General features: G+C 59.7%; 17 protein-coding genes and 1 tRNA gene. 6 read left to right on the top strand and 12 right to left on the bottom strand.

Annotated features, from left to right (window positions below):
- Positions 1–31: 31 nt before the first annotated feature.
- Positions 32–247 carry a DUF6485 family protein gene (locus tag BQ5379_RS06115; RefSeq protein ID WP_071134619.1) on the bottom strand — a complete coding sequence of 72 codons (216 nt, stop codon included), beginning with the start codon at positions 245–247 and terminating at the stop codon, positions 32–34.
- A gap of 338 nt (positions 248–585) precedes the next feature.
- Here BQ5379_RS06115 and BQ5379_RS06110 point away from each other — a divergent pair, with 338 nt between their 5' ends.
- Positions 586–1,332: a potassium channel family protein gene (locus BQ5379_RS06110; protein ID WP_159431221.1), complete on the top strand. Its 747-nt coding sequence runs from the start codon at positions 586–588 to the stop codon at positions 1,330–1,332.
- 280 nt (positions 1,333–1,612) lie between these two features.
- The gene (locus BQ5379_RS06105; RefSeq protein WP_071134617.1) at positions 1,613–2,977 is read left to right on the top strand and encodes an endo-alpha-N-acetylgalactosaminidase family protein; all 1,365 of its coding nucleotides are present in this window, start codon (positions 1,613–1,615) and stop codon (positions 2,975–2,977) included.
- 232 nt (positions 2,978–3,209) lie between these two features.
- Here the strand turns inward: BQ5379_RS06105 and thrC are convergent, their stop codons facing one another.
- The 11 genes from thrC to BQ5379_RS06050 all read right to left on the bottom strand — a co-directional run bounded on the left by thrC (position 3,210) and on the right by BQ5379_RS06050 (position 14,763).
- Positions 3,210–4,511, bottom strand: a complete 1,302-nt coding sequence (gene thrC / locus BQ5379_RS06100) for a threonine synthase (protein ID WP_071135565.1) — start codon at positions 4,509–4,511, stop codon at positions 3,210–3,212.
- A gap of 26 nt (positions 4,512–4,537) precedes the next feature.
- Complete coding sequence (locus BQ5379_RS06095) at positions 4,538–5,479, bottom strand: homoserine kinase (protein WP_071134616.1); 942 nt, start codon at positions 5,477–5,479, stop codon at positions 4,538–4,540.
- 232 nt (positions 5,480–5,711) lie between these two features.
- Positions 5,712–5,843, bottom strand: coding sequence for a hypothetical protein (locus BQ5379_RS11375; protein WP_262493655.1), 132 nt, complete (start codon positions 5,841–5,843; stop codon positions 5,712–5,714).
- Positions 5,844–6,118: 275 nt separating this feature from the next.
- Complete coding sequence (locus BQ5379_RS06085) at positions 6,119–6,640, bottom strand: hypothetical protein (RefSeq protein ID WP_071134614.1); 522 nt, start codon at positions 6,638–6,640, stop codon at positions 6,119–6,121.
- A 15-nt stretch (positions 6,641–6,655) separates the two neighbouring features.
- Entirely contained in the window at positions 6,656–7,102 is a 447-nt protein-coding gene (tsaE, locus tag BQ5379_RS06080) for a tRNA (adenosine(37)-N6)-threonylcarbamoyltransferase complex ATPase subunit type 1 TsaE (protein ID WP_071134613.1), read from the bottom strand.
- Between the two features lie 145 nt (positions 7,103–7,247).
- Complete coding sequence (porX, locus tag BQ5379_RS06075; RefSeq protein ID WP_071134612.1) at positions 7,248–8,798, bottom strand: T9SS response regulator signal transducer PorX; 1,551 nt, start codon at positions 8,796–8,798, stop codon at positions 7,248–7,250.
- 177 nt (positions 8,799–8,975) lie between these two features.
- Positions 8,976–9,743 (bottom strand): RadC family protein, encoded by a 768-nt coding sequence (radC, locus tag BQ5379_RS06070; RefSeq protein WP_083377625.1) that lies wholly within the window; start codon positions 9,741–9,743, stop codon positions 8,976–8,978.
- Between the two features lie 10 nt (positions 9,744–9,753).
- A complete protein-coding gene (gene trpB, locus BQ5379_RS06065; protein WP_071134611.1) occupies positions 9,754–10,932 on the bottom strand; it encodes a tryptophan synthase subunit beta in 1,179 nt (392 codons plus the stop codon).
- A gap of 18 nt (positions 10,933–10,950) precedes the next feature.
- A complete protein-coding gene (locus BQ5379_RS06060) occupies positions 10,951–11,958 on the bottom strand; it encodes a DUF4837 family protein (protein WP_071134610.1) in 1,008 nt (335 codons plus the stop codon).
- Positions 11,959–12,099: 141 nt separating this feature from the next.
- The gene (locus BQ5379_RS06055; RefSeq protein WP_071134609.1) at positions 12,100–14,034 is read right to left on the bottom strand and encodes a hypothetical protein; all 1,935 of its coding nucleotides are present in this window, start codon (positions 14,032–14,034) and stop codon (positions 12,100–12,102) included.
- A 78-nt stretch (positions 14,035–14,112) separates the two neighbouring features.
- Positions 14,113–14,763 (bottom strand): HAD family hydrolase, encoded by a 651-nt coding sequence (locus BQ5379_RS06050; RefSeq protein ID WP_071134608.1) that lies wholly within the window; start codon positions 14,761–14,763, stop codon positions 14,113–14,115.
- A gap of 156 nt (positions 14,764–14,919) precedes the next feature.
- On the opposite strand from BQ5379_RS06050, the gene BQ5379_RS06045 reads away from it, so the two are divergent.
- The 4 genes from BQ5379_RS06045 to BQ5379_RS06030 all read left to right on the top strand — a co-directional run bounded on the left by BQ5379_RS06045 (position 14,920) and on the right by BQ5379_RS06030 (position 21,522).
- Positions 14,920–14,994: transfer RNA gene (locus tag BQ5379_RS06045), tRNA-Ile, on the top strand.
- Positions 14,995–15,547: 553 nt separating this feature from the next.
- Positions 15,548–17,311, top strand: a complete 1,764-nt coding sequence (locus tag BQ5379_RS06040; RefSeq protein WP_071134607.1) for a sialidase family protein — start codon at positions 15,548–15,550, stop codon at positions 17,309–17,311.
- A 171-nt stretch (positions 17,312–17,482) separates the two neighbouring features.
- On the top strand, positions 17,483–18,148 hold the full coding sequence (locus BQ5379_RS06035) for an SIMPL domain-containing protein (RefSeq protein ID WP_083377624.1): 666 nt from the start codon (positions 17,483–17,485) through the stop codon (positions 18,146–18,148).
- A 107-nt stretch (positions 18,149–18,255) separates the two neighbouring features.
- Positions 18,256–21,522 (top strand): hypothetical protein, encoded by a 3,267-nt coding sequence (locus BQ5379_RS06030; RefSeq protein WP_071134605.1) that lies wholly within the window; start codon positions 18,256–18,258, stop codon positions 21,520–21,522.
- Positions 21,523–21,663 lie beyond the last annotated feature (141 nt).

The following is a 21,663-nucleotide window of genomic DNA, read 5'->3' as shown; positions in this document are numbered from 1 at the left end:
TCGGGTTGAACGAGGCCGGCTGTCGGTGGGGCTATTTGTTCCACCAGGGGCCGCGTTCGTTGTAGGTGGCGACGAGGCGTTCGATCGAACGGTCGTGGGTCAGTTCCACATCTTTCGGGAAGAAGCAGGCCGGCAGTTGGCCTTTGGCGCGGTGATGGGCGACGCACTGGCAGCAGTATCCGTGGCGGACACACCCCGTGGCGCTGCACGGACACTCCGTGTTTCGGGGACCTTGTTGACATTCCATAGGCTGATATTCTGGTGGTTGTTGGTTGGTTTTCGTATGCACTGGGGGCGTTTCGTTGCGCTCGGAGAGCCTTGTTACGCCGCGGGGCCATTGCCGAACTAGCGAGCCTTGCCACAGGTCGGGACTCGGGGAAGGGAGGCGGACTGGCGGGGTGTCCGGTCGCGCGGGGCGGGGACCGGAGACAGCGGCTGCGACCGATTGCGGCAGCACGGCCGAAGGCAAGGGGGCAGGGCCAGAGCCCATACGATGTGGCGGTGGGTGGGGCGGCCGTTCGACAAAGATAGAAAATGGCACCGTTTTTGTCGCATCCGAAGGGTATTCCAACACCTCTTCTGCCGATGAAAAATGTTTTGACTAAAATCGACAAACGTATTATCAACTGGCTCAACGTCCTGGTGCTGCTCGGGTCGCTGGCCATCATCGTCTCGCTGTCGTACGATATTCTGACCGTGGGGCGCTATCGTCCCGACAGCCAGATGACGCTGAATGTCCAGCTGGCCGTGTGTGCGATCTTTATCCTGGATTTCGTGGTGCGCTTCTGGATCAGTCCCCGGAAGCTGCGGTTCGTATTCAGCAATTTCCTGCTGTTGCTGTTTGCGATACCCTACATGAATATCGTCCATTATACCCACGCCGAAGTGCCGCACGAGATTCACTATCTGCTGGGTTTCATGCCGCTGCTGCGGGGCGGTTACGGACTGGTGATGATTACCCGCTGGTTCACGCGGCGCAGTGCGACCAGCCTGATGGTCTCGTATCTCTCCATCCTGGCTGCGGTGACCTACTTTACGAGCCTGATCTTCTTCGTGGCGGAGCGTGACCTCAATACCGGCGTCAAATCCTATTGGGATGCGCTGTGGTGGGCCTGCATGGACCTGACCACCGTCGGATCGAACATCACGGCGGTTACCCCCATCGGCAAAATCCTTTCGTTTCTGCTGGCTGCTGCCGGGGTGATGATGTTGCCGATCTTTACGGTTTATATCACGGACCGGGTAGTGAACAGCCGGTCGCGTGCTGCCGGGCAGCCCAGTGTTCCGGCGTCGTCGGATCCGGCATCCGGGGCTTCGCAGGGAGAGGCGTGAGTCGGTGCGGGCGGGCAGGTGCTTCCTGTCGGATTCAAAAGGTATCGAGCGGGTCGGGGAATGGAATTCTCCAGCCCGCTCGGCTTAATTTCGTTTGGAGTGGTGATTGCGGGATGTTGCTGAGGCGTGAAATCGGGAAATTTTCCATTGCTTTTGGCGGATTATCCATTGCTGACCACAGGGGGAAAAGATAATTTTAACGTTCGATCCCCTGCTGTGCCCGATTGTGCCGGTACGGGCGGGGTGTTTATGTTGGTTCTATCTCAGTAATCGATTGTTTATGAAAATCTTAACCCGCTTCCTGGCGCTTTTTCTGCTGCTGTCCGCACCGGTGTCGGTCCGGGCATTCAATCATGACTATTCGCGTACCTGGGTGACGAAAATCGCCCTGGCCGTACCCGACCGCAAGGGCGGCTGCGAAGTGCGCGTGACTTTCGAACAGGCGCTGGAGATGATCCGTCAGTCGGACAACCTGTCGCTCGGGGTGCCGAAGATCGTCTATCTGGTCGGCTGGCAGTACAACGGCCACGACGACAAGTATCCCGCTTTCTTCGAGGTCAACGAGCACCTGAAACGACCGCAGGATGCCACGGCCGAGGAGAGCCTGCGCTGGCTGATGCGCGAGGCCCGCAAGTACCACACCACGGTCAGCCTGCATATCAACATGACGGACGCCTATGATGACAGTCCGTTGTGGCCGGAGTATGTCGAGCACGATCTGATCTCGAAAAACGCCGACGGCTCGCTGAAGGTGATCGGCGAGTACAACGGTCGCAAGGCCTATCAGATCAACTACCGCAACGAGTGGGAGGCCGGCTATACGCAGATGCGTATCGACCGGCTGATGGCCCTGCTGCCGGAGTTGCGCGAGGCGGGAACGATCCACTCCGATGCGTGGATTGCACGTCCGAGCGAGGGACATGGCGAGTCGGTGATGCTGGAGGCCGATTACCAGAAGCGGACGGCCGATTACTGGCGGGATAAGGGGATGGACATCACCAGCGAATGGGTGATGGATTACATGGTCGGCCGGGTGCCGTTCGCCTGGCACTTCAACGGGGCGGCGCAGGCCGATTACCTGCGGATCCCGGCCGATGTCTACACCGGGTCGGGCATTAATCCCGATATTCGGACCAGCGACCACGATCTGGGCTTCCTGTTCGGAACGTCGTGCTACGGCGAACCGTTCTACCGTTTTGCCGAGGGTTACGAGTGGCAGCCGGCGCTGACACGCGATTTCATGCTGAAGTGTCCGCAGTATTTCTTCCTGAACCGGCTCGACCGGCTGGCAGTTGAGGGCGAGGGCAAGCAGCGCACGGCGCTCTTCAGCGACGGGGTGAGCGTCTCGTTGGCCGACAGTACGGTGCGGCAGTACGACCGGGTTCTGCGCGTGAAAAACACCTACTGTATCCCGGCCGTGTGGCGTGACGACCGCGGTGCAATTGTTTACAGTGCGGATCAGGGGGGGCGGATGACGTTCGACGTGCCCTATTCGTGGGGCAACGCTGCGGAGGCTACGATTTACCGCATTACGCCCGAGGGGTTGCAGCAGCCCGAACGGGTCCGGGTATCGGATGCGAAGATGACGCTGAAGATCGAGCCCGGCGTGCCCTACTACGCCATCCCGGAACGGGAGACGCGTTGAGACTTCGGCAGGTGACTCCCGCGAAATACAAATGTGATCGAGGCTCCGGCATTTTACGTGCCGGAGCCTCGATCGTTTTTGGGGGCTTCTGAATCGAAGAAGGAGCAGGAGATTGCGGCCAGCCGGGGTGGGCGGTATTTTGTAAGAGGCCGATACGTCGTCTCATGCGCGGAATGTCTAAAAACATTCCGGGTATGCCCAAAGACACGGGGGACGCGTTGCCAATGGGGGATTAAATGCCTTGCAGGAATGCCTTTAGCTGGTCGGCGTCGGGGCCCATCGTGTCGAACACGCGCGGCAGACGCATGTGCTCCTCCAGTGCCGGGGGTAGTGCGTGCGGAATGGCTTCGGCGGGGAGCGCCTCTTGCAACACCTCCCGGAATTTGGCTTCGTGGGCGGTCGAGAGCCAGAACCCATGTGCTGCGGGACGCGATTTCATGGCCAGATACCCCACGGCGCTGTGCGGGTCGCTCAGGTACCCGAATCGGTCGTAAATCTCGGCGATCGCCTTGCGGATGCGGTAGTCTGAGGCGCTGAAACCGCGAACTTGGGCCCACAGCCGGTCGAATTCGGCACCGCAGAGGGCCATCATCCGTTCGAAGTTGCTGGGGTCTCCGACGTCCATCGCGTTGGCCAGCGTCCGGATCGAGGGGCGGGGCCTGTACTCGCGTGTGCGGAGGAACTCCGGTACGACGTCGTTGGCGTTGGAGGCGGCGATGAACCGTTTGACGGGCAGCCCCATGCGGGCGGCGAGCATCCCGGCCGAGAGGTTGCCGTAGTTGCCGCTCGGAACGGCGATGGTCGGAGGTTCGGCCCGGCCGGTGGCTCGGCTCCACAGGTACCAGCCGTAGAAGTAGTAGAACGACTGGGGCAGCCATCGCAGCAGGTTGATCGAGTTGGCCGAGGTGATGCCGTGCCGGCGGCAGAAATCCGTGTCGGCGAAGACCGTCTTGGCCATCCGCTGGCAGTCGTCGAAACTGCCGTCGATCTTCAGCGGGTGGACGTTGCCGCCGAGGGTGGTCATCTGGCTCTCCTGAAGGGGGCTGACCCGTCCCGAGGGGTAGAGCAGGACTACCTTCGTGCCGGGTACGTCGTGAAATCCGCCGGCCACGGCGCTGCCGGTGTCGCCCGAAGTGGCGGTCAGGATGATGAGTTCGCGGTCGCTGTCGTTCAGCAGGCCGAGCATCGATCCCATGAAGCGGGCTCCGAAATCCTTGAAGGCAAAGGTCGGCCCGTGGAATAGTTCGAGGGTGTGGAGCCGCTCGTCGAACGAAGCCAGCCGCGGCGCGAAGTCGTAGGCCTGTGCCACGGCCTGTTCGATCTGAGCAGACGGGAGATCGTCGCCGAAAAAGAGGTCGGCCAGATAGGCGGCCAGTGCGTTGTAGGATTCGGCGGCGAGTGTCTGCACGGTGTCGAGCGACACTTGCGGAATCCGTTCGGGCATGAATAGCCCGCCGTCGGGAGCCAGCCCCAGCCGGGCGGCTTCGCGCAGGGTGAAACTCCTGTGGGGCGAGCGGGTCGAGATGTATTTCATGGTCATTCGTGGTGTTTCGGGTTGGATTAAAGCACGCGTGCGCCCTGTCGGGACACGGGGCCGGTGTAGAGTTCGGCTGCGATGTCGAGTTGCCGGAAGTGGAGGACCATGGCTGCTCCGGCTGCTTCGGCGGCCCGAGGACCGTCGCAAAGGGCGAATACCGAGGGGCCCGATCCGGCGATGTTCGAACCCAGCAGGCCGTCGATGCCGCTGAGGGCCGCCTTGAGTGAGTCGTAACCGGGGATGAAGTGTTTGCGGTAGGGTTCGGCGATGGCATCCTTCAGCGATCGGCCGATCAGACCCATGTCGGCGGTGAGCAGTCCGGCGACCAGTCCGCCGACGTTGCCCCACTGCGAGACGGCGTCGCGCAGGGGAACCTCCTGCCGCATGACGGCACGGCTCTCGACGGTATTGACCGTGATGTGGGGGTGGATCACAGCGGCGTACAGCCGCTCGGGGACGGGAATGCGGATGTAGTCCAGCGGGTCGTAGCCGCGGATCAGCATGATGCCGCCCGTTACGGCCGGACCGGCATTGTCGGCATGGGCGGTGCCGCCCGAGACGAGCCGTTCGCCCTCCATGGCAAAGGTGATGAGTTCCTGCTCGCCGAAGGGGCGGCCGAGAAGCTCGTTCAGCCCGACGACTGCGGCGGCGGACGATGCGGAACTCGATCCGATGCCGCTGCCGGGGCGTATCTTTTGCCGGATGACGACTTCGACGGCCAGGGGGTGACCCCAGGCGGCGATCATTGCACGCAGGGCGGGGGTCACGACGTTTTTTTCGATGTCGTCGGGCAGTGGCATGCCGCTTTCGTTGCGAATCGCGAGGCTGTCGCCGGGGGCGATGCGTATGCTGAGCAGGTCGCCGGCTCCTTCGATGGCCATGCCCATGATGTCGAAGCCGGGGCCGAGATTGGCTACGGTGGCGGGGGCGAATATGTCGATACTTTGGTGGTATTTCGGTTGCATGATGTGGTAGATGTTGGGGCCGTTCTGGCAAACCGTAAGGGTATGGGTGTAGCGTGCCGCTCTTGTCGATCGAAGTCGGCAAAAGACGGGGTGGAACTGTCCCGACGGGTGTGCAGAACGGGTGTTTAACGAACGGTGTGTAGGAATGGGACTGCGGCGGGAGCCTGGCTCGCCTTCGAAAAACAGGAATGTATGTAACCGCAGGTGCTCCGAAACGGAAGCAAAATAGAAACTATACCCCCCAGGGGGTGGTAGTAGTGGTGGTCACCGTTGTGGTAGTACAACGGAAGGTGACGGCCGTAACGCAACCGGTCAGCAGATCTGCCGACGTGAAGAGGGTTGAGTATGTGCCGAGTGCTTTCATCGTATTATGCGAATATAGTCATTCGGCCGGAAACCTCCAACGGGTTGTGAAAAATTGCACCGAATGGAGCCGATTTGTTGGAGGGTATACCCGTGTTGTGCAAAAAGTGACGGTAGTGAGCATTTACGCAGGCTGAACGGGGATGGTGCGAGTAGATCAGCAGGTCGTGTCATCTACTCTGCGTTTGGGACGGTGGGTAAAATGACAGCGGCTCCGCTTACCGAGATTCTAGGTAAGCGGAGCCGGCAAAACTTTTTCGGAATGGACTGCGGCGATTAGTCGATCAGGCGGAGCCGACGTTGAGGCGCAGTGAGGTAGTCGTTCCAGGCTTCGGTCTGGCGGTTCAGATGAACGCTGAGCGAGTAGCGGGGTTCCAGCCTTTTCCCCTGCAGCAGGTGGATGCGGATGGCGGTTTGCTGCCAGTCGCGGCCGGCCTCGTCGTAGTTGATCAGCAGCGTGGTGAGCGGCATTTTCGAGGCGGCTTGCAGAGCCAGGGCGTAGGCGGTGGCACCCCAGTCGCGGTTGCAACGCAGGTAGAGGCTGTTCAGGTTGCGGATGTCGTTGCCGAGCACTTTGTAGTGGGCGAGCAGGTCGGACGTGAAGAACGACAGATCGCTGGAGGCCACCTGTCGCCCGGTGCGGATAAACGAGGCGGTCGGCTCAGCCTCCTCGCAGGTGGTAGGCTGAGTCTCGCGGGGCGGCGTCTTGGCCGAGGCCGGCGCAAACTGTGCCGAGGCACTCAGGCCGAGCAGCAGCCAGCCGAACAGACGTATGTGTAGGGTGCGGGTTGCGGTCATGGGGCGGTGTGGGGGTCAGTCTTCGATTTCGAGCAGCCGCGTGTCTTCGTCCACGGGGGTGAGGTGTACGATCATGGCGTCTTCGGGGAGCAGCTCCTCGATCTTTTCGGGCCATTCGATCAGGCAGAGGTTGCCGCTGAAAAAGTACTCTTCGTATCCGAAATCGAAGGCTTCTTCGATCGATCGGATGCGGTAGAAGTCGAAGTGGTAGACGGTTCTGGGGGTGTCGTCACTCTTCTCGGGTTGGGAGTCGTAGACGTTGACGATCGAGAAGGAGGGGCTGTTCACCTCCTGGGGGTCGATGCCGAGTTGGTGGCAGATCTCTTTGATGAGGGTGGTTTTGCCGGCGCCCATCGCCCCGTAGAAGGCGATGATCGTGGCTCCGCGGCGGGTGGCTTCGGTCAGTATCTCTTCGGCGGCATCGGGCAGGTCCGAGAGGCCTTTGATGGTGGTTGCTTTCATATTCGGGGGTGACGTTCCGGCCGAAAGATACGACTTTTTGCCTGTTTATCCGCATCGACCGGTGATTTCGTCTGCTGCCGGGGTCTCCGCCCCAACGGCACGGATCGTGGACGGGGCGGCGCCAAGGCGTGAGGGCTTCGGACGGCTATTTGGGGTTGAGCACGATGTAGGGTACCATCATCTCTTCCATCGAGATGCCGCCGTGCTGGAAGGTGTTTTTGTAGTACCGCACGTGTTGGTTGAAGTTGTTGGGGTAGACCAGAAAATCGTGGTCGTAGGCGAAGATGTAGGTCGAGGTGAGGTTCGACTTGGGCAGGTGGGCCTCTTCGGGCTTGGTGATGGCGAAGACCTGTTTGGGGTCGTAGTTGAGGTTACGGCCGCTTTTGTAGCGCAGGTTGGGCGAGGTTTCGCGGTCGCCGATCACCTTCACGGGGTTGTCGACGCGGATGGTGCCGTGGTCGGAGGTGATGACGATGGTGTGGCCCCGTTCCGAGAGCTGCTTCATGATCTCCCACAGGTCGGAGTGCTCGAACCACGACCGCGTCAGCGAACGGAAGGCGACCTCCTCTTCGGCCAGTTCGCGGATGATTTCGCTTTCGGTGCGGGCGTGCGAGAGGATGTCCAGAAAGTTGTAGACCACCACCGAAAGGTCGACGTTCGAGAGGCGGTCGATGCTTTCGAGCAGTTTCTTGCCCTGTTCGGGGCGGATCAGTTTGTCGAAACTCATCCGGTAGGGTTTGCCGAACTGTTGGAGCTGGCGGCGCAGGAAGTCCTCTTCGTAGCGGTTTTTACCCCCCTCCTGGTTGTCGTTGAGCCAGAGGTCGGGCATCAGTTTGGAGATGGCCAGCGGGGTGAGCCCGGCAAAGAGTGCGTTGCGTGCATACTGCGTGGCGGTCGGCAGGATGGCGCAGTAGAACTCTTCGCTGGCCACGTCGAAGTGGTTGTGGAGCAGCGGGCGGATCATCAGCCACTGGTCGTAGCGGAAGTTGTCGATCAGCAGGAAGGTGGTTTTCTTCGACTTGTCGACCACCGGGAAGAGCCGTTGGCGCAGCAGGGTGTGGGAGAGTACCGGACGGTCCGGGTTGGTGTCGTCGAACCAGTCGAGGTAGTTCTTCTTGACGAAGCGGGCGTAGAGGTCGTTGGCCTCCTTGAACTGGTAGGAGAGGATCTCGCGCACGCTGGTGTCGCTTGACTCGGAGAGTTCGATGTCCCACTGCACGAGTTTGCGGTAGACTTCGGTCCATTGGGCGAAGGTGCGGGCGTCGTTCAGGGCCACGGAGATCTTGCCGAAGTCGGACCGGTAGTCAGCCGTGCTCTTTTCGGAGACGAGTTGCTGCTGGTGGACGTTCTTTTTGATCGAGAGGAGCACCTGGTTCGGGTTGACGGGTTTGATCAGGTAGTCGGCGATCTTGGAGCCGACGGCGCGGTCCATGATGTTCTCCTCTTCGGATTTAGTGACCATCACCACGGGGGTGGTGGGGGCGAAGTTCTTGATCTGCGGAAGGGTCTCCAGACCGGTCATCCCCGGCATCATCTCGTCCAGGATAATCAGATCGAAGGGGCGCTGCTGCACCATTTCGATGGCGTCGTAACCGTTGTTGCAGGTTTCGACGTCGTATCCTTTGTTCTGGAGGAAGAGCAGGTGGGGCTTGAGCAGTTCGATTTCGTCGTCGACCCAAAGTATCCTTACGTTCATAGCGTACTCGATGGTTTTGTGGAGTGTGGGGTTGCGATCGTGCCGTCGTGGGGGGGCGTGTGGTTGTGGGCCCGGGGGGATGGGCGGCAACAATCGGGGCGGTAGCCTTAATATAACGTAAAAAGTCGCCTTCGCGGTATGTGGCGGGGCGACTTTTCGGGTCGGTTCCCGTGATTTTCAGAGCAGACCCTCTTCGGCAAAACTGAAGGCCGAGGTGTCGGCGATGATGACGTGGTCGAGCAGGCGCATGTCAAAGTACGAGGCGGCCTGTTGCACTTTGCGGGTGTTGAGCATGTCCTGTTCGCCGGGCGCGGGGTTTCCCGAGGGGTGGTTGTGGATCAGGATGATGCCGGTGGCGTTGCGGTCGAGGGCGCGGCGGATCACGATCCGGGGATCGATCACGGAGCCTTCGATGCCGCCCTGGCTGATGCGGAACCGTTCGATGATGCGTTTCGAGCGGGTCAGCAGCATGACCCATACCTCTTCGTGGGGCAGGTCGGAGAGCAGGGGGTGGAACGTGGCGATGATGTCCGTGCTGCCGGTGATGTATTCCGGGGTGGGAAGGTCGGCGGCGCCACGGCGTCGGCCGAGTTCCAGTGCTGCGGCGATGCTGACGCCGCGGGCCAGCCCGATTCCGTTGAAGGTTTGCAGCTCCGACAGGCTTTTGCGTCCGAGTTCCACGAGGCTGCCGCCGACGGAGTCGAGCAGTTGCCGGCCGATCTCGACGGCGGAGTGTTCGACGGTGCCGGAACCGATCAGCACGGCCAGCAGTTCGGCGTCGCTCAGGGCCGATGCGCCCTGGCTCATGAGCTTTTCACGGGGGCGGTCCTGTTCGTTCCACTCTTTGATCGACAGCCGGTTGCGCCGGTTCGGTGGGAGGGTGGCTTCGGGTAAATCGGAAACGCTCCGTCCCGGAGGGAACGGAGCGGTCTTGTCTTTGGGCATGGCGGTGGGCTTAGAGGCCGAATTCGCGCAGATAGGTGGGCATGTCCTTGTCGCCGCGGCCCGAGAGGTTCACCACCACGATGTCGTCGGGGCGGAACTTGAGCTGGGGCAGGGCGGCCAGGGCGTGGGCCGATTCGATGGCGGGAATGATCCCTTCGAGTTGCGACACTTCGCGGGCTGCGTCGAGGGCCTGGCGGTCGGTGGCCACGAGGACGGTCGAACGGCCGGTCTGTGCCAGATAGGCGTGCAGCGGGCCGATGCCGGGGTAGTCCAGACCGGCCGAGATGGAGTAGGGTTCGCGGACTTCGCCTTTGTCGTCGAACAGGATCAGCGAGCGGCTGCCGTGCAGGATGCCTTTGGTCCCGCAGCTGAGCGAAGCGGCGTGTTCGTTGCCCTGGGTGCCGTGTCCGCCGGCTTCGACCTGAACCAGGTGTACGCTTTCGTCTTCGAGGAAGTGGTAGAAGGCTCCGGCGGCGTTGCTGCCGCCTCCGATGCAGGCGATCACGTAGTCGGGCAGTTCGCGGCCTTCCTGCTCGAGGAGTTGCTGGCGGATCTCCTGGCTGATGACGGACTGCAGACGGGCCACGATGTCGGGGAAGGGGTGGGGGCCGACGGCCGAGCCGAGCAGGTAGTAGGCTTCGGGGTGGGCTACCCAGTAGGCGAAGGCCACGTCGACGGCATCCTTGAGGGTAGCGCCGCCGGTGGTGACGGCTTCGACAGTGGCGCCGAGCATCTTCATACGGGCCACGTTGAGGGCCTGGCGTTCGACGTCGACGGCACCCATGTAGATGGTGCATTTCAGACCGAGTTTGGCGCAGACGGTGGCTGTGGCCACGCCGTGCTGACCGGCGCCGGTTTCGGCGATGATGTGGGTGCAGCCCATTTCGCGGGCCAGCAGGATCTGCCCGATGGCGTTGTTGATCTTATGCGAGCCGGTGTGGTTGAGGTCTTCGCGTTTGAGGTACACGCGGGCGCCGTATTTTTCGCTCAGTCGCGGTGCGTGGTAGAGGGGCGAGGGGCGGCCGGCATAGTTGCGCAGCAGGTAGGCAAATTCCTGTTTGAATTTCGGACTCTCGAGTATCTCGATGTAGCGCTCGGTGAGCTGGCTGATGTTTTCCTGAAGTTCGTCGGGGATGAAGGCGCCCCCGAATTCACCGTAGTAACCGTTCTGGTCGGGATCGTATTTCATGGGTTGTTATGGGGTGGGTTATTTTGTTTCGGATTGGGGCAGGCTGGCGGTGCGGAAGATCGCCTCGACCTGGCGGACGTAGTCCCGCATCGGTACGGTGTTGTTCGGCGAGGGGGAGTATACGTAGCCGTCGATGGCCTGTATGCGGTTGTTGATGCTGTCGTAGGTGGTGTAGTTGATGAAGGGGCCGCCCATGAAGTCGCCTTTCACGTCCCAGAAACCGCGCACCTGGGCCCATTGGCGGCCGTCGATGGTGAGGATCTTCTGGTCGGGCATGGCGGCGGTGCTGGTGGTCATGTAGCTGCCGTCCGAGGGGCCGGGAACCTGCATCACGGCGGCGTTACGCGCTGCGATGATGTTGCCGGCGGCCATGTTGAGGGCTGCCGAGGAGTCGGCCGGATAGGTGTAGAGGATGAAGCCGACGCTGGCCAGCGGCAGTTCGTAGGATACCCACAGGAAGTTGGTGGTGTCGATACGGACGGTGTAGCCGTTGGGGATGCTCATCCGCAGGCCGAATTTCTTCTCGATCAGGTCGCTGACTTCGGCGTTGCGGTATTTTTGGGCGCGGGCGATGGAACGGTTGCGTTCCGTGATTTCGTAGAGCCGGACGAGGTCTTCGCCGTAGGTGTGCAGGAAGGCGGCCAGCGAGTCGGTCGAGGGCGAGGTGATGGTCACTTCGAGTTGCGGGGCGGAGTGGACGTCGTACGAGGCGGTCATGTCAGACTGGCTGTATTGGCTGCCGGTCTTCAGAATCAGGATGTTGCGGTGCTTGCGTACGGTGGCCTTGTAGCTGGCGGGCGGTACGCTGTAGACGGTGAAGCGCGGTTCGGGCTGGTTGATCATCTCCACGTCGGAGGTGAAGTAGGCGCGCGCGGTGTCGCCGGCGGCGCTTTCCCACACTTCGTTCGGGGTGACGATAAACATTTCGTAGGGTTTGCCGGTCGAAGATACTTTGACCAGTCCCGAGTCGCAGGAGGTCAGAAGCAGGACGATGGCGGTCAGCCAGGTGAATCCGAGGGTTTTCATGGCGGGTTGTCGGTTTTAGGGAGTGGGCGTATCGTGCCAGGCTCGGCGGCGGCACATATCTCACAAAGATATGAATAAAATTCGATATGGATGCTTTTTCGTACCGCTGCGTAAGGCTGGTGAGTAGGTCTTGTGGGGCGGCTACGGTTTCGTATGGTCGCGGATGAAGGTAAGTACGTTTTCCAGATTCGAGAGGGAGGGAACGGGGGCGGTGATGCGGTGGTCGTCGCGGTCGAACAGAAGGAGCGGTTGGTTGGGATGGACGCGGTAAGCCTGTGTTAGGGCTGCTAATTGTTCTGCATCGAGCAGGCAGTGGTGCACGTTGGGGGCGGTCAGTCCGTAGCGGGCCGTGACGTTCCGCCATTTGTAGGGGAAGCCTTCCTGGAAGATGTAGATGATGTCGAGCGGTTCCGTTTCGAGGGCTTTTTGCAGGGCGCTTATCTGCTCGGCGTTGTTGAAGGATTGCAGAATGAACAGACAGGTCGGGCGGTCGGTGCTGTGGCCGAGCAGGGAACGGACGATGGAGTCGGCCTGGACGATGGTGTCGCCGACGGTCCAGGTCGGAATCGACAGCGAGGCGTTTTGTTCGGCGAGCCGGCGGTAGTGGGTGTTGCATTCGAGCAGCGAGTCGCGCAGGAGGGGGCTGTCGGCGAGTTCGTTGCGGATGAGGTCGAGGGTCTGATCCGAGAGCGGCATCTCGGAGAAGAGCCAGAGCAGTTTGAATCCCGAAGCGAACATATGATCGCGGTTGGGACCGGGGGTGGGGAGCAGACTGTCGGTGACGGGAGCAGCCCATTGCAGGTCCGTCTCTGTGTCAAATGGATTCGATTGCAGGACGGAATCGATACGGGGTTGGATACGCGCACGGAACTCATTGAGCCGTATGGGGTTGAGCTGGTACATGTAGCCGAAATTCAGAAAGGTGATTCGGTCATCGCCCTGGAGTCCGAGCCGGTCGGTCATGTTGATCGGCTGGTACCTGCTGTGGAGCCGTGTGAAAGGCATGAGAAGAACCTGGTTGTCCACCCACAGGAGCAGTTCGGGGTCGGAGTAGTCGAGGTTCTCGTCGGGCAGGTAGTAGGTGTAGGGACAGATGATGCCGTTCATCTCGGGCATGGAGATGATCTTGTTCAGCGTGGCGTACTTGGCGAAACTGTTGTACACCTGTTGGGTCTTTCGGGACAGCTGGTGCTGGGCGCAGAAGTCGGCTATGGTGTGGAGGGCCATTCGCAGGGTCGAAAGCTGTCCGAAACGCCAGCTGCTCAGCTCGCTGATGCGTTCGTTGGCGCGGGGCGAGGGCATGAATTGGTCGGCGTACTGGCTGGGATTGTAGCGGTCGAGTTCCTGATTGATGCGGGCGTTGTCGCCCATAAAAAGGTTGCGGTCGCGGGTGTGGAAGGCGATGAAGAGGTGGTCGCCTGGACCGGCTACGACATAGTTGCCGAGTTGGTGGAGCTTCTCGTAGTGGACCGGTACGGTGAAACGGAAGCGGCCGAGCGAGTCGAGCGGGAAGGGGCGCTGTTCGAAGCCGCTCTTATTATCGGGAAGCAGAAACTGAAACCGGTAATTGAAGTGGGTGACGCCGTGTTGGTAGTCGATGACGAACCCTTCGATCAGGATGCTGTCATTGACCCAGGGACCGCAGGCGAACGAGGTGGTGTCGGGCGGTGTGGCGAAGGGGCGCTGGGCCACGGTGGGGCTTTCGCGGAGCAGCGTACGGAGGGTGCCGTCGTCATTCCACAGCAGGGTGCTGTCGTTCAGCAGCTCCAGTCGGAGGGTGCGTCGGGTGCCGTTGGTGCTTTTCAGGCGGACGGTGGCTCTCTCCTCTTGGACTTTCCACCGGTCGTACTCCCAGAAGGAGGCGTCGAGGGCGGCAAATCGGGGCTGGAGGCTCAGTGCCCACAGGCTGGTGGCGCTGTCGATCCAGGTACCGTGAAAGGGGGTGGAGGGGGTGTCGTTTACGGCGCTCGCCACGTTGGCTGCATCGTTTCCGGTGCGGGCTGTCGAGGGGGCGAACGTGGTGCTCAACAGCGCGAGGAGGGTAAGTACCGTCCGGCGAAAAAGTCTGTTTTCCATGGCGCACAGGTTTTTGTCCTATAAAAGTAAAAATTCCTGTGCGGGAATACAAGGTATGGTGTGCGAAATATCGTATTTTTATTCAAACAGGTCGTGGATGGTGGTCGGAGCGACCAGGTGCCATGCGTGGATGCCTACACGTTCGGCGGCATCGGTGTTGGGCCGATTGTCGTCGATGAAGAGGGTCTCGTCCGCAGTGATACCGGCCTGTTCCAGTGCCGTGCGGTAGATGGCGGGATCGGGCTTGCGCAGGTGCATGGCGTCGGAGTAGAAGCAACGGTCGAAATAGCTTTCGAAGGTGCGGTGGAAGGGGTTTTCGCGGTCGAAACGCTGGACGAAGTACTCCCGGTGGGGCAGGTTGGTGTTGCTGAGCAGGTAGATCCGGTAACCGCTCTGGCGCAGGCGGTCGAGCAGTTCGAACCGGCTCCAGTCGTAGGGCAGCAGCAGGGTGTTCCAGGCGTCGAGGATCTGCTGGGCGCTGGGAACGGGCTGGCCGGCGGGCACGTAGCTCTGGAGGCGTTCGACGAACTGTCGGGTGGTGATTTTCCCGAGTTCGAGGTCGAGGAAAACACCGGCGTTATGGGGGTGTATCTCTTCGGGTTTGAGGCCGCTGAGTCCGAGCGCCCGGAAGGCGTCGACCGAAAGCGGAATGTCGATGTCGAGCAGTACGCCTCCGAAGTCGAAGATCAGGTTGCGGATTCCGGAAGCTATGGTGGGTTTGAGTTGCATGGACGTGTTGTTTTGGGCTGGTTTTGTGTGTCTTGAGCGGGTCGGGTGCAGGCAGTTCTGTGGCGCAGCACGGGTCGGCCGATTTGGAAAATCGCAGGTAAAAGTATATTTTTGCAGACATATTCTCAAATCCTGTTTTGTCGGGATGTGCGAGAAGGGCCTATAGCTCAGTTGGTTAGTAGCACCTGACTCATAATCAGGGGGTCGCTGGTTCAAGCCCAGCTGGGCCCACCGTCCAATCAAAGGGTTACGGAAATCTCCGTAACCCTTTTTTGTACCGGCTCGGGAATCGAAGTCTTGGGGGTGTCTTTTCTCTCCTTGCTTTCTGTCAATTCATGTCAATTTTTCGGTGACTGTTCGTGCTGGTGTGTATCCGGTCGGAGTGCGTGGCGGCTTGACTGCGTGAAAATGCGGAAGTTTGCCGTGACTGGTGGCAGTGAAAGTGAACGGTGATTATGGGTGCAGGGGGCGAGCATGTCTCGAAAAGTGCGGTCGGTAGGCCGGAGGGTTGTTTCGGTGAAAATCATCGTTGGATTTGTTTGAATTTCATTATATTTATACCCGATCGGCAGGGTCTGACTCTGCAAGTGCTAAATATCGAAGAACGACGTTCGTCTTATAAATATCGCTGTCATAAAGTCGGTTTAACATATCGAAAATAATTAATTGTGGCCGGGACCGTGGAGATGTAAAAAGTTGTGTGCGGCGAAACCGCGGAACGTATATCGCTCCGTAGAAGTCGCAACCGCAGACCATACGATGCCAAACCTAAACCCACAAAGATATGAAGAACAGACTGTTGCTGCTTTTGATGGGCGTTTTCTGCCTGTCGAACGCATCGTTTGCGCAAAGCGCCGATTGGCGTAACGCCAGGAACGGAGACCCGATCTACACGAACGGTTATTGCGACCAGCCCTATGTGGTTGTGCTGCCCGACGGGAAATGGTTGTGCGTGTTCACGACCAATCAGAATCAGGAGGGAGCCAAGGGGCAGCATATTGTCAGTACGGTGAGTGCCGACCAGGGGCGAACCTGGTCCGAGCCGGTGCGGATCGAGGAACCCGGCACCGAATCGGCCTCGTGGGCGATGCCCTATGTGACCGACTTCGGTCGGGTGTACGTTTTCTATGACTACAACGGCGACAAGATCCACACGCTGGGAAATCGGAAAAACATTCGCGAAGATATTGTCGGCTGGTACTGCTACAAGTACAGTGACGATCAGGGGCGCACCTGGTCCGAACGGTACCGGCTGGATGTGCCGAAGACAACGGCCGACCTGACCAATGACTGGGGCGGCAAGGTGCAGATCATGTGGGGAATCGGCAAACCCATCCGGTACGGACGAGGGATGATGTTCGCCTTCACGAAGATCCAGAAGTATATGCTTTTCAACAGCGAGGGATGGTTCTTCCGCTGCGAGAACATCGATCGGGAGCGGGATGTCACGAAGTTGAAATTCACCATGCTGCCCGAGGGGGACGAGGGGGTCAAGAATCCGGCCTACGGACCGATCAATTCCGAACAGAATATCGTCCCGTTGAATAATGGCGATCTGTACTGTATGCACCGGACCATATCGGGTTATCCGTTGGAGTCCTACTCGCACGACGGGGGCCGGACGTGGACGCTGCCGGTTCCGCCGACCTACGTGACGGGCAATCCGATCAAGCATCCGAGGGCCTGTCCGCGCATCTGGAAGTGCAAGAACGGAAAGTACCTCTTCTGGCACCACAACAACGGTGGAAAGACCTATCAGCACCGCAATCCGGTCTGGATCAGCGGTGGTGTCGAGCGGGATGGCAAGATCGTGTGGGGGCAGCCCGAAATCTTGTTCTATGAAAACGATACAAGGGTGGGGATGAGCTATCCCGACCTGATCGAACAGGACGGGAAATACTGGATCACGGAGACCAACAAGGAGGCGGCGCGCAGCCACTTGATACCCAATGATTTTATCGAGGCGCTTTGGTCGGAGTTCGACACCCCAGTAGCCGTTACGGATCATGTGGTCTGTTCGGTGTCCGGGGATTCTCTCCGGGAGCGTGATACGATTCGGGTTGAAGGGGTGCTCGAAGTCGATTTCAGTCGCGGCATGACCATCGACATGACCGTGGAACTCGCCTCTGCGTCGGCCAACCAGGAGATTCTGCGTCTGAACGACCGCTACGGAAAGAGTATCTCGCTGCGGACCGGAACCTATGGAGATATCGAAGTCTCCATCGTGGATGGAGCTCAGGTGAGCACCTGGACTTCCGACCCCGGACTGATCCCTCCGTTCGGGAAGCAGGATGTGGCGGTGGTGCTGGACAACGGTCCTCGCATCATTCAGTTTGTGGTCAACGGAAAGGTGTGCGACGGCGGGACCTTCCGCCAGTTCGGATGGGGACGCTACAAGGCCGATCTGGGGCGTTTCGAGCTAAGCAATGTGCTGACCCGGCACCTGGCGGCCGAAAATCCGGAGGCAACGCGCGGTTACTATCATCTGGCGATCTACAACCGTCCGTTACTGAACGCTGAAGTCGTTGGAAATCATGCGTTGAGATAGGCGTGGGTATTACGGAGTGTAAAATCGCACGGCGGAAGAGTGTAAATCTCGTAAAAATCCCTATTTTTAGGCTGATTATGGAGAGTGGATGGCTGGGTTTGTGTGGGGAAAAGTCCGATTAAGAGGTGTTTGCGGAGAACTCTCCTCTTTCATGCTTATCTTGTTGTTACGATGGAATCTCGAAGAACCGTTACCGTCCGGGGTAAGGGCGGTGTGTCCGTTACCCCCGATATTATTCGTCTGACCGTGGTCAACCGGTCGATCAGCCCTTCGTACGAGGCTGCTTACACGCTTGCGGCACAGATCAATACCGATATGTCGGGTACCCTGCAGCAGATCGGGATCGAACCGCAGGAGATGCGCACCTCGCATTTCGACATCTCGAAGCACTATAAGCGAGTCAGAAACAGCGATGGCGACTGGGAACAGCGCTTCGCCGGTTATGAATTCAAACAACAGTGGAGAATCGATATCGACCTCGACAAAGAGCTGCTCGGAAAACTGATCGCCGCTGTGGGGCGGCAACTTCCCGATTGCAATATCGAAATCGGTTATGCCGTTCGGGATCCCCACCGGGCAGAGTTGCAGATGCTCGAACAGGCGGTCCGGGATGCCACCCGAAAAGCCGAGGTGATGGCTGCGGCGGCCGGAGCCGAGTTGGGCGAACTGTTGTCGATCGACTACTCGTGGCACGAGATGCGCTTCTACTCCAGTGTACAGCAGCTCGATGATGTGGATATGATGGTGTGTGACAGTGCGGCCCCCATGGGTATCGATCTCCACCCCGAGGATATTGAAAATACGGATACGGTTACCGTAGTGTGGGCGTTGAAATAGTGCGTGAGGTTGTGTTTTTACGGAATGGTCGGTGTGGTGCAAAGACCTCTTCCCCGTGCGTTTGGGGCGCTTGGGCACACGGATCGCAGTCTATACGAATCAAAATGATGAAAAAAACAGGATGGATCGGCCTGTTTCTCCTGGCCGTTCTTCAGGCCGGGGCGGCAAATGTCGTGAAAACGGAGCATATCCGCAGCGGATGGAAATTCTCGTCCATCATGGGGCCATCGCGTTCCGATGCGGGACGTGACGCGCAGTTGACCGTGCGCGACAACCGGCCCCTCGCTTCGTGCGTCTCGATGCGGGGGCTCAACAACGGTATCATGCCGCGCGAATGTCGGTTGTTGCGTGATTTTTTCTGTTTCACGAATGACAATGCCGACGGAGGAAAGATTGTGATGGACCTCGGCACGAGACAGCCGGTTTCGATGATTAATACCTATTCGGCCCACGGTCCGGTGGGCGGAACCACCTGGTGTGAGGAGTTCGACGGGTCGCGTGGCCCGCAGGTCTACTCCGTGTACGGCAGTGCGAAGGAGTCGCCCGATTTTGACCACTTGAACTCCGCCGATTGGGAACATATCGCCGATGTCGATACCCGTCCGTCCGCCGACTCCAGCTGGGTTGGCCAGTACGGAGTCAACATCAGTGGCGAGAACGGGGCGGTGATGGGGTCCTATCGTTGGATCGTGTGGCAGGTGCGTCCCACCCTCAAGCCCGGAGCCGACAACCCGAACTGGACCGATACCTGGTATGCCGAGTTCGATGTGCACACGCCGCAGACCGCTCCTCAGGGCGGGGATTTTATCTTTACCGGGAACCAGATCGACGAGATTATTGTGGTCTACAAGACCCATTTCGATATTGGTTTCACGCACCCCGCTCCCGAAATTGTCAACACCTATCGCACGGAGATGATCGACAATGCGCTGAAGGTGATCGACGAGTCGAATGACTGGCCCGCCGAGAAACGTTTCAGTTGGACCATCCCCTCGTGGGTTGCCTATCAGATTTTATGGGACGGGCAGGATTCGACCCGTCGGGCCCGTGTGTTGAAGGCCGTCCGGGACGGGCGGTTGGTCGTACACGGATTACCCGTGACGGTCCATACCGAGAGCCTCGATTTGGAGGATGTGGTGTTCGCTCTCTCGTTCAATCGGATTATCAGTCAGAAACTCGGCATCCCGATGTCGCGTTCCGGCAAGATGACCGACGTGCCCAGCCACTCCTGGATTTGGCCCACCGTGTTGAAAAATGCCGGGATCGACTTTCTGCATATCGGGGTAAACCCCGTCAACGAGCGTCCCGACCTGCCAATCCTCTACAAATGGGAGGGGCCCGACGGGTCGCAGCTGCTGACCATGCATTCGCAGGGGTACGGTTCGGATGTCGAGTTCGGCCACGGGATCTATCCGCCCGTCGACTGGCCCTACCGTCACTGGCTCGGTATGATTGTTTCGACCGATAATGCCGGACCGCCCAAAACACAGGAGGTGGAGTGGCTGCTGGGCGAACTCAGCCGGGATATGCCCGGAGTGCACGTCCGCTTCGGAAAGATGGAGGATTTTGCCGATGCGATCCTCGAAGAGGAGCGTCAGGGCGCCCGGATACCGGTCGTGCGGCAGGATATGCCCGACTGCTGGATCCACGGGGTGGGAACCATGCCTGTGATGGATTCGCTGGCACACGCCACCCGTCCGCGGATCGCGGCGGCCAAGATGCTCGACGCTCATCTTCGGATGTGGGGAGTCGGCGGCAGTCAGATCGATTCCGGACTGTTCGTCGCACAGGAACGCAGCCTGATGTATGGCGAGCACACCTGGGGCGGATCGCGAAATCTGGAGGGAATGGATGCGTACCATATCTCCGATTTCGGCCGCTTCGTGCAGACCGACGACCGCTGCCGGTGGCTTACTTCGACGTGGAACGATCACGCTGATTATATGCGCAGGTCGGCCCATGTGACCGACAGCCTGATCCGGCTGGAGACCGACCGTCTGATCCGTGCGGTCAGTGCCCGCGAAGGGAGCCTGCTGGTCTATAATCCGCTTCCACGGGAGCGGGATATGTTGGTTGAGGTGCCCGGCTCAAACGGTCAGAGATTCCTGGCCAAAGGGGTACCCGCGAGCGGTTATCGGTGTTATCCGATGCCCCCGACACAGCGTGTCGAGGCGGATAAACGCCAACAGGCTGTTGTCGAGACCCGTTTCTTCCGGATTGAGTTCGACCGGGAGCGGGGCGGCATCGTCTCCATCCTCAATAAGTCCAACGGCAAAGAGATGGTCGATACCCAGGCGCCTCATGCGTTCGGCACCTACCTCTACGAGCGTTTCGACAGCGTGCAAATGCTCGACTATCATCTCGGTTGCAGCCACCTGAATACGGTGTATGGATATAACGGGCGCGGGTGTCGCGGGTGGAATGTCCGTAAGGATCTCCCCGGAACTCCCTCCTGTCAGAGTGCTGCGGCTCAGTACGACAGCATGGAGGTGCGTAAGGTGGCCGAAGGTACCGAAGTGGTGCTGACGGCTCGTCCCAAAGGGATCATCCGCGCCACGGTCAGAACCACCGTATTCGTTCCCGATCGTCTCCCCTGGATCGAAGTTGGGGTGACACTGATCGACAAGGAACCCGATTATTGGCCCGAATCCGGTTCGATCTATCTGCCGGTCAATGCTCAGAAGCCGAAGTTCCGGTTGGGACGGCTCGGTAGTGTCGTCGATCCGGCGACCGACTTCGCTCGGGGCAGCAACCGTACTTACGGTTGTCTGAACGACGGTGCGATGATTGTCGGGGCGGACGGTACTGGAGTGGGAATCTATCCCCGTGACAACGCTCTGGTGAGCTTCGGTGAACAGGGGCTCGGTACGATCGATCCCGATTATGTTCCCCGGACGCCGCTGGCCAAGGTCAATATGTTCAACACCATTTGGACGATCAATTTCCCGTATTGGATTCAGGGAACGCTCACCTCGCGGGTACGGATCTGGGGTGTCGACGCTCCGGACGAGGCGAATCTGTTGGTTCCGGCGCTTGAGGCCAAAAGCGAAGGAGTGGTGGCGGTGATTCCGTCCGGCCACGGGGGAGAGCAGACGCTGCCCGCCTCGCTGGAGGGGATTCGGCTTTCGGAGGATGGTTTCCGGATCACTTCGATGGGACCCGATGCCGGTGGGTCGGGTGACCTGCTGCGAATCTGGAACATGCAAGGGGCCGATCGCGAGGTGACTGTGTATCTGCCTCGGAAAAGCCAGTATACGCAGGCCATACCGGTCAATCTCCGGGGCGAACGTGTGGGCGAACCTTTGCCTGTCGTTCGGAATCAGTGGACCTTTACGGCCCGGCGGAATGCTCCGCACAGTTTTGTGTTGCAGTAACGCACTGTTTGTGCGTGAGGGGTAAGATTGTCGTCCCGTTCTCCGGGTGCGGTCGTGTGCCGCCGGAGGACGGGACGCTTTTTTTTGGGGGGGGATTTTTTGCCGGTTGGAAGGTGCAATTTGAGGGTAAAATAGTCTGTT

This window comes from Millionella massiliensis, assembly GCF_900104655.1.
GTDB lineage: Bacteria > Bacteroidota > Bacteroidia > Bacteroidales > Rikenellaceae > Rikenella > Rikenella massiliensis.
This window is presented reverse-complemented; position numbering and strand designations above follow the sequence as displayed.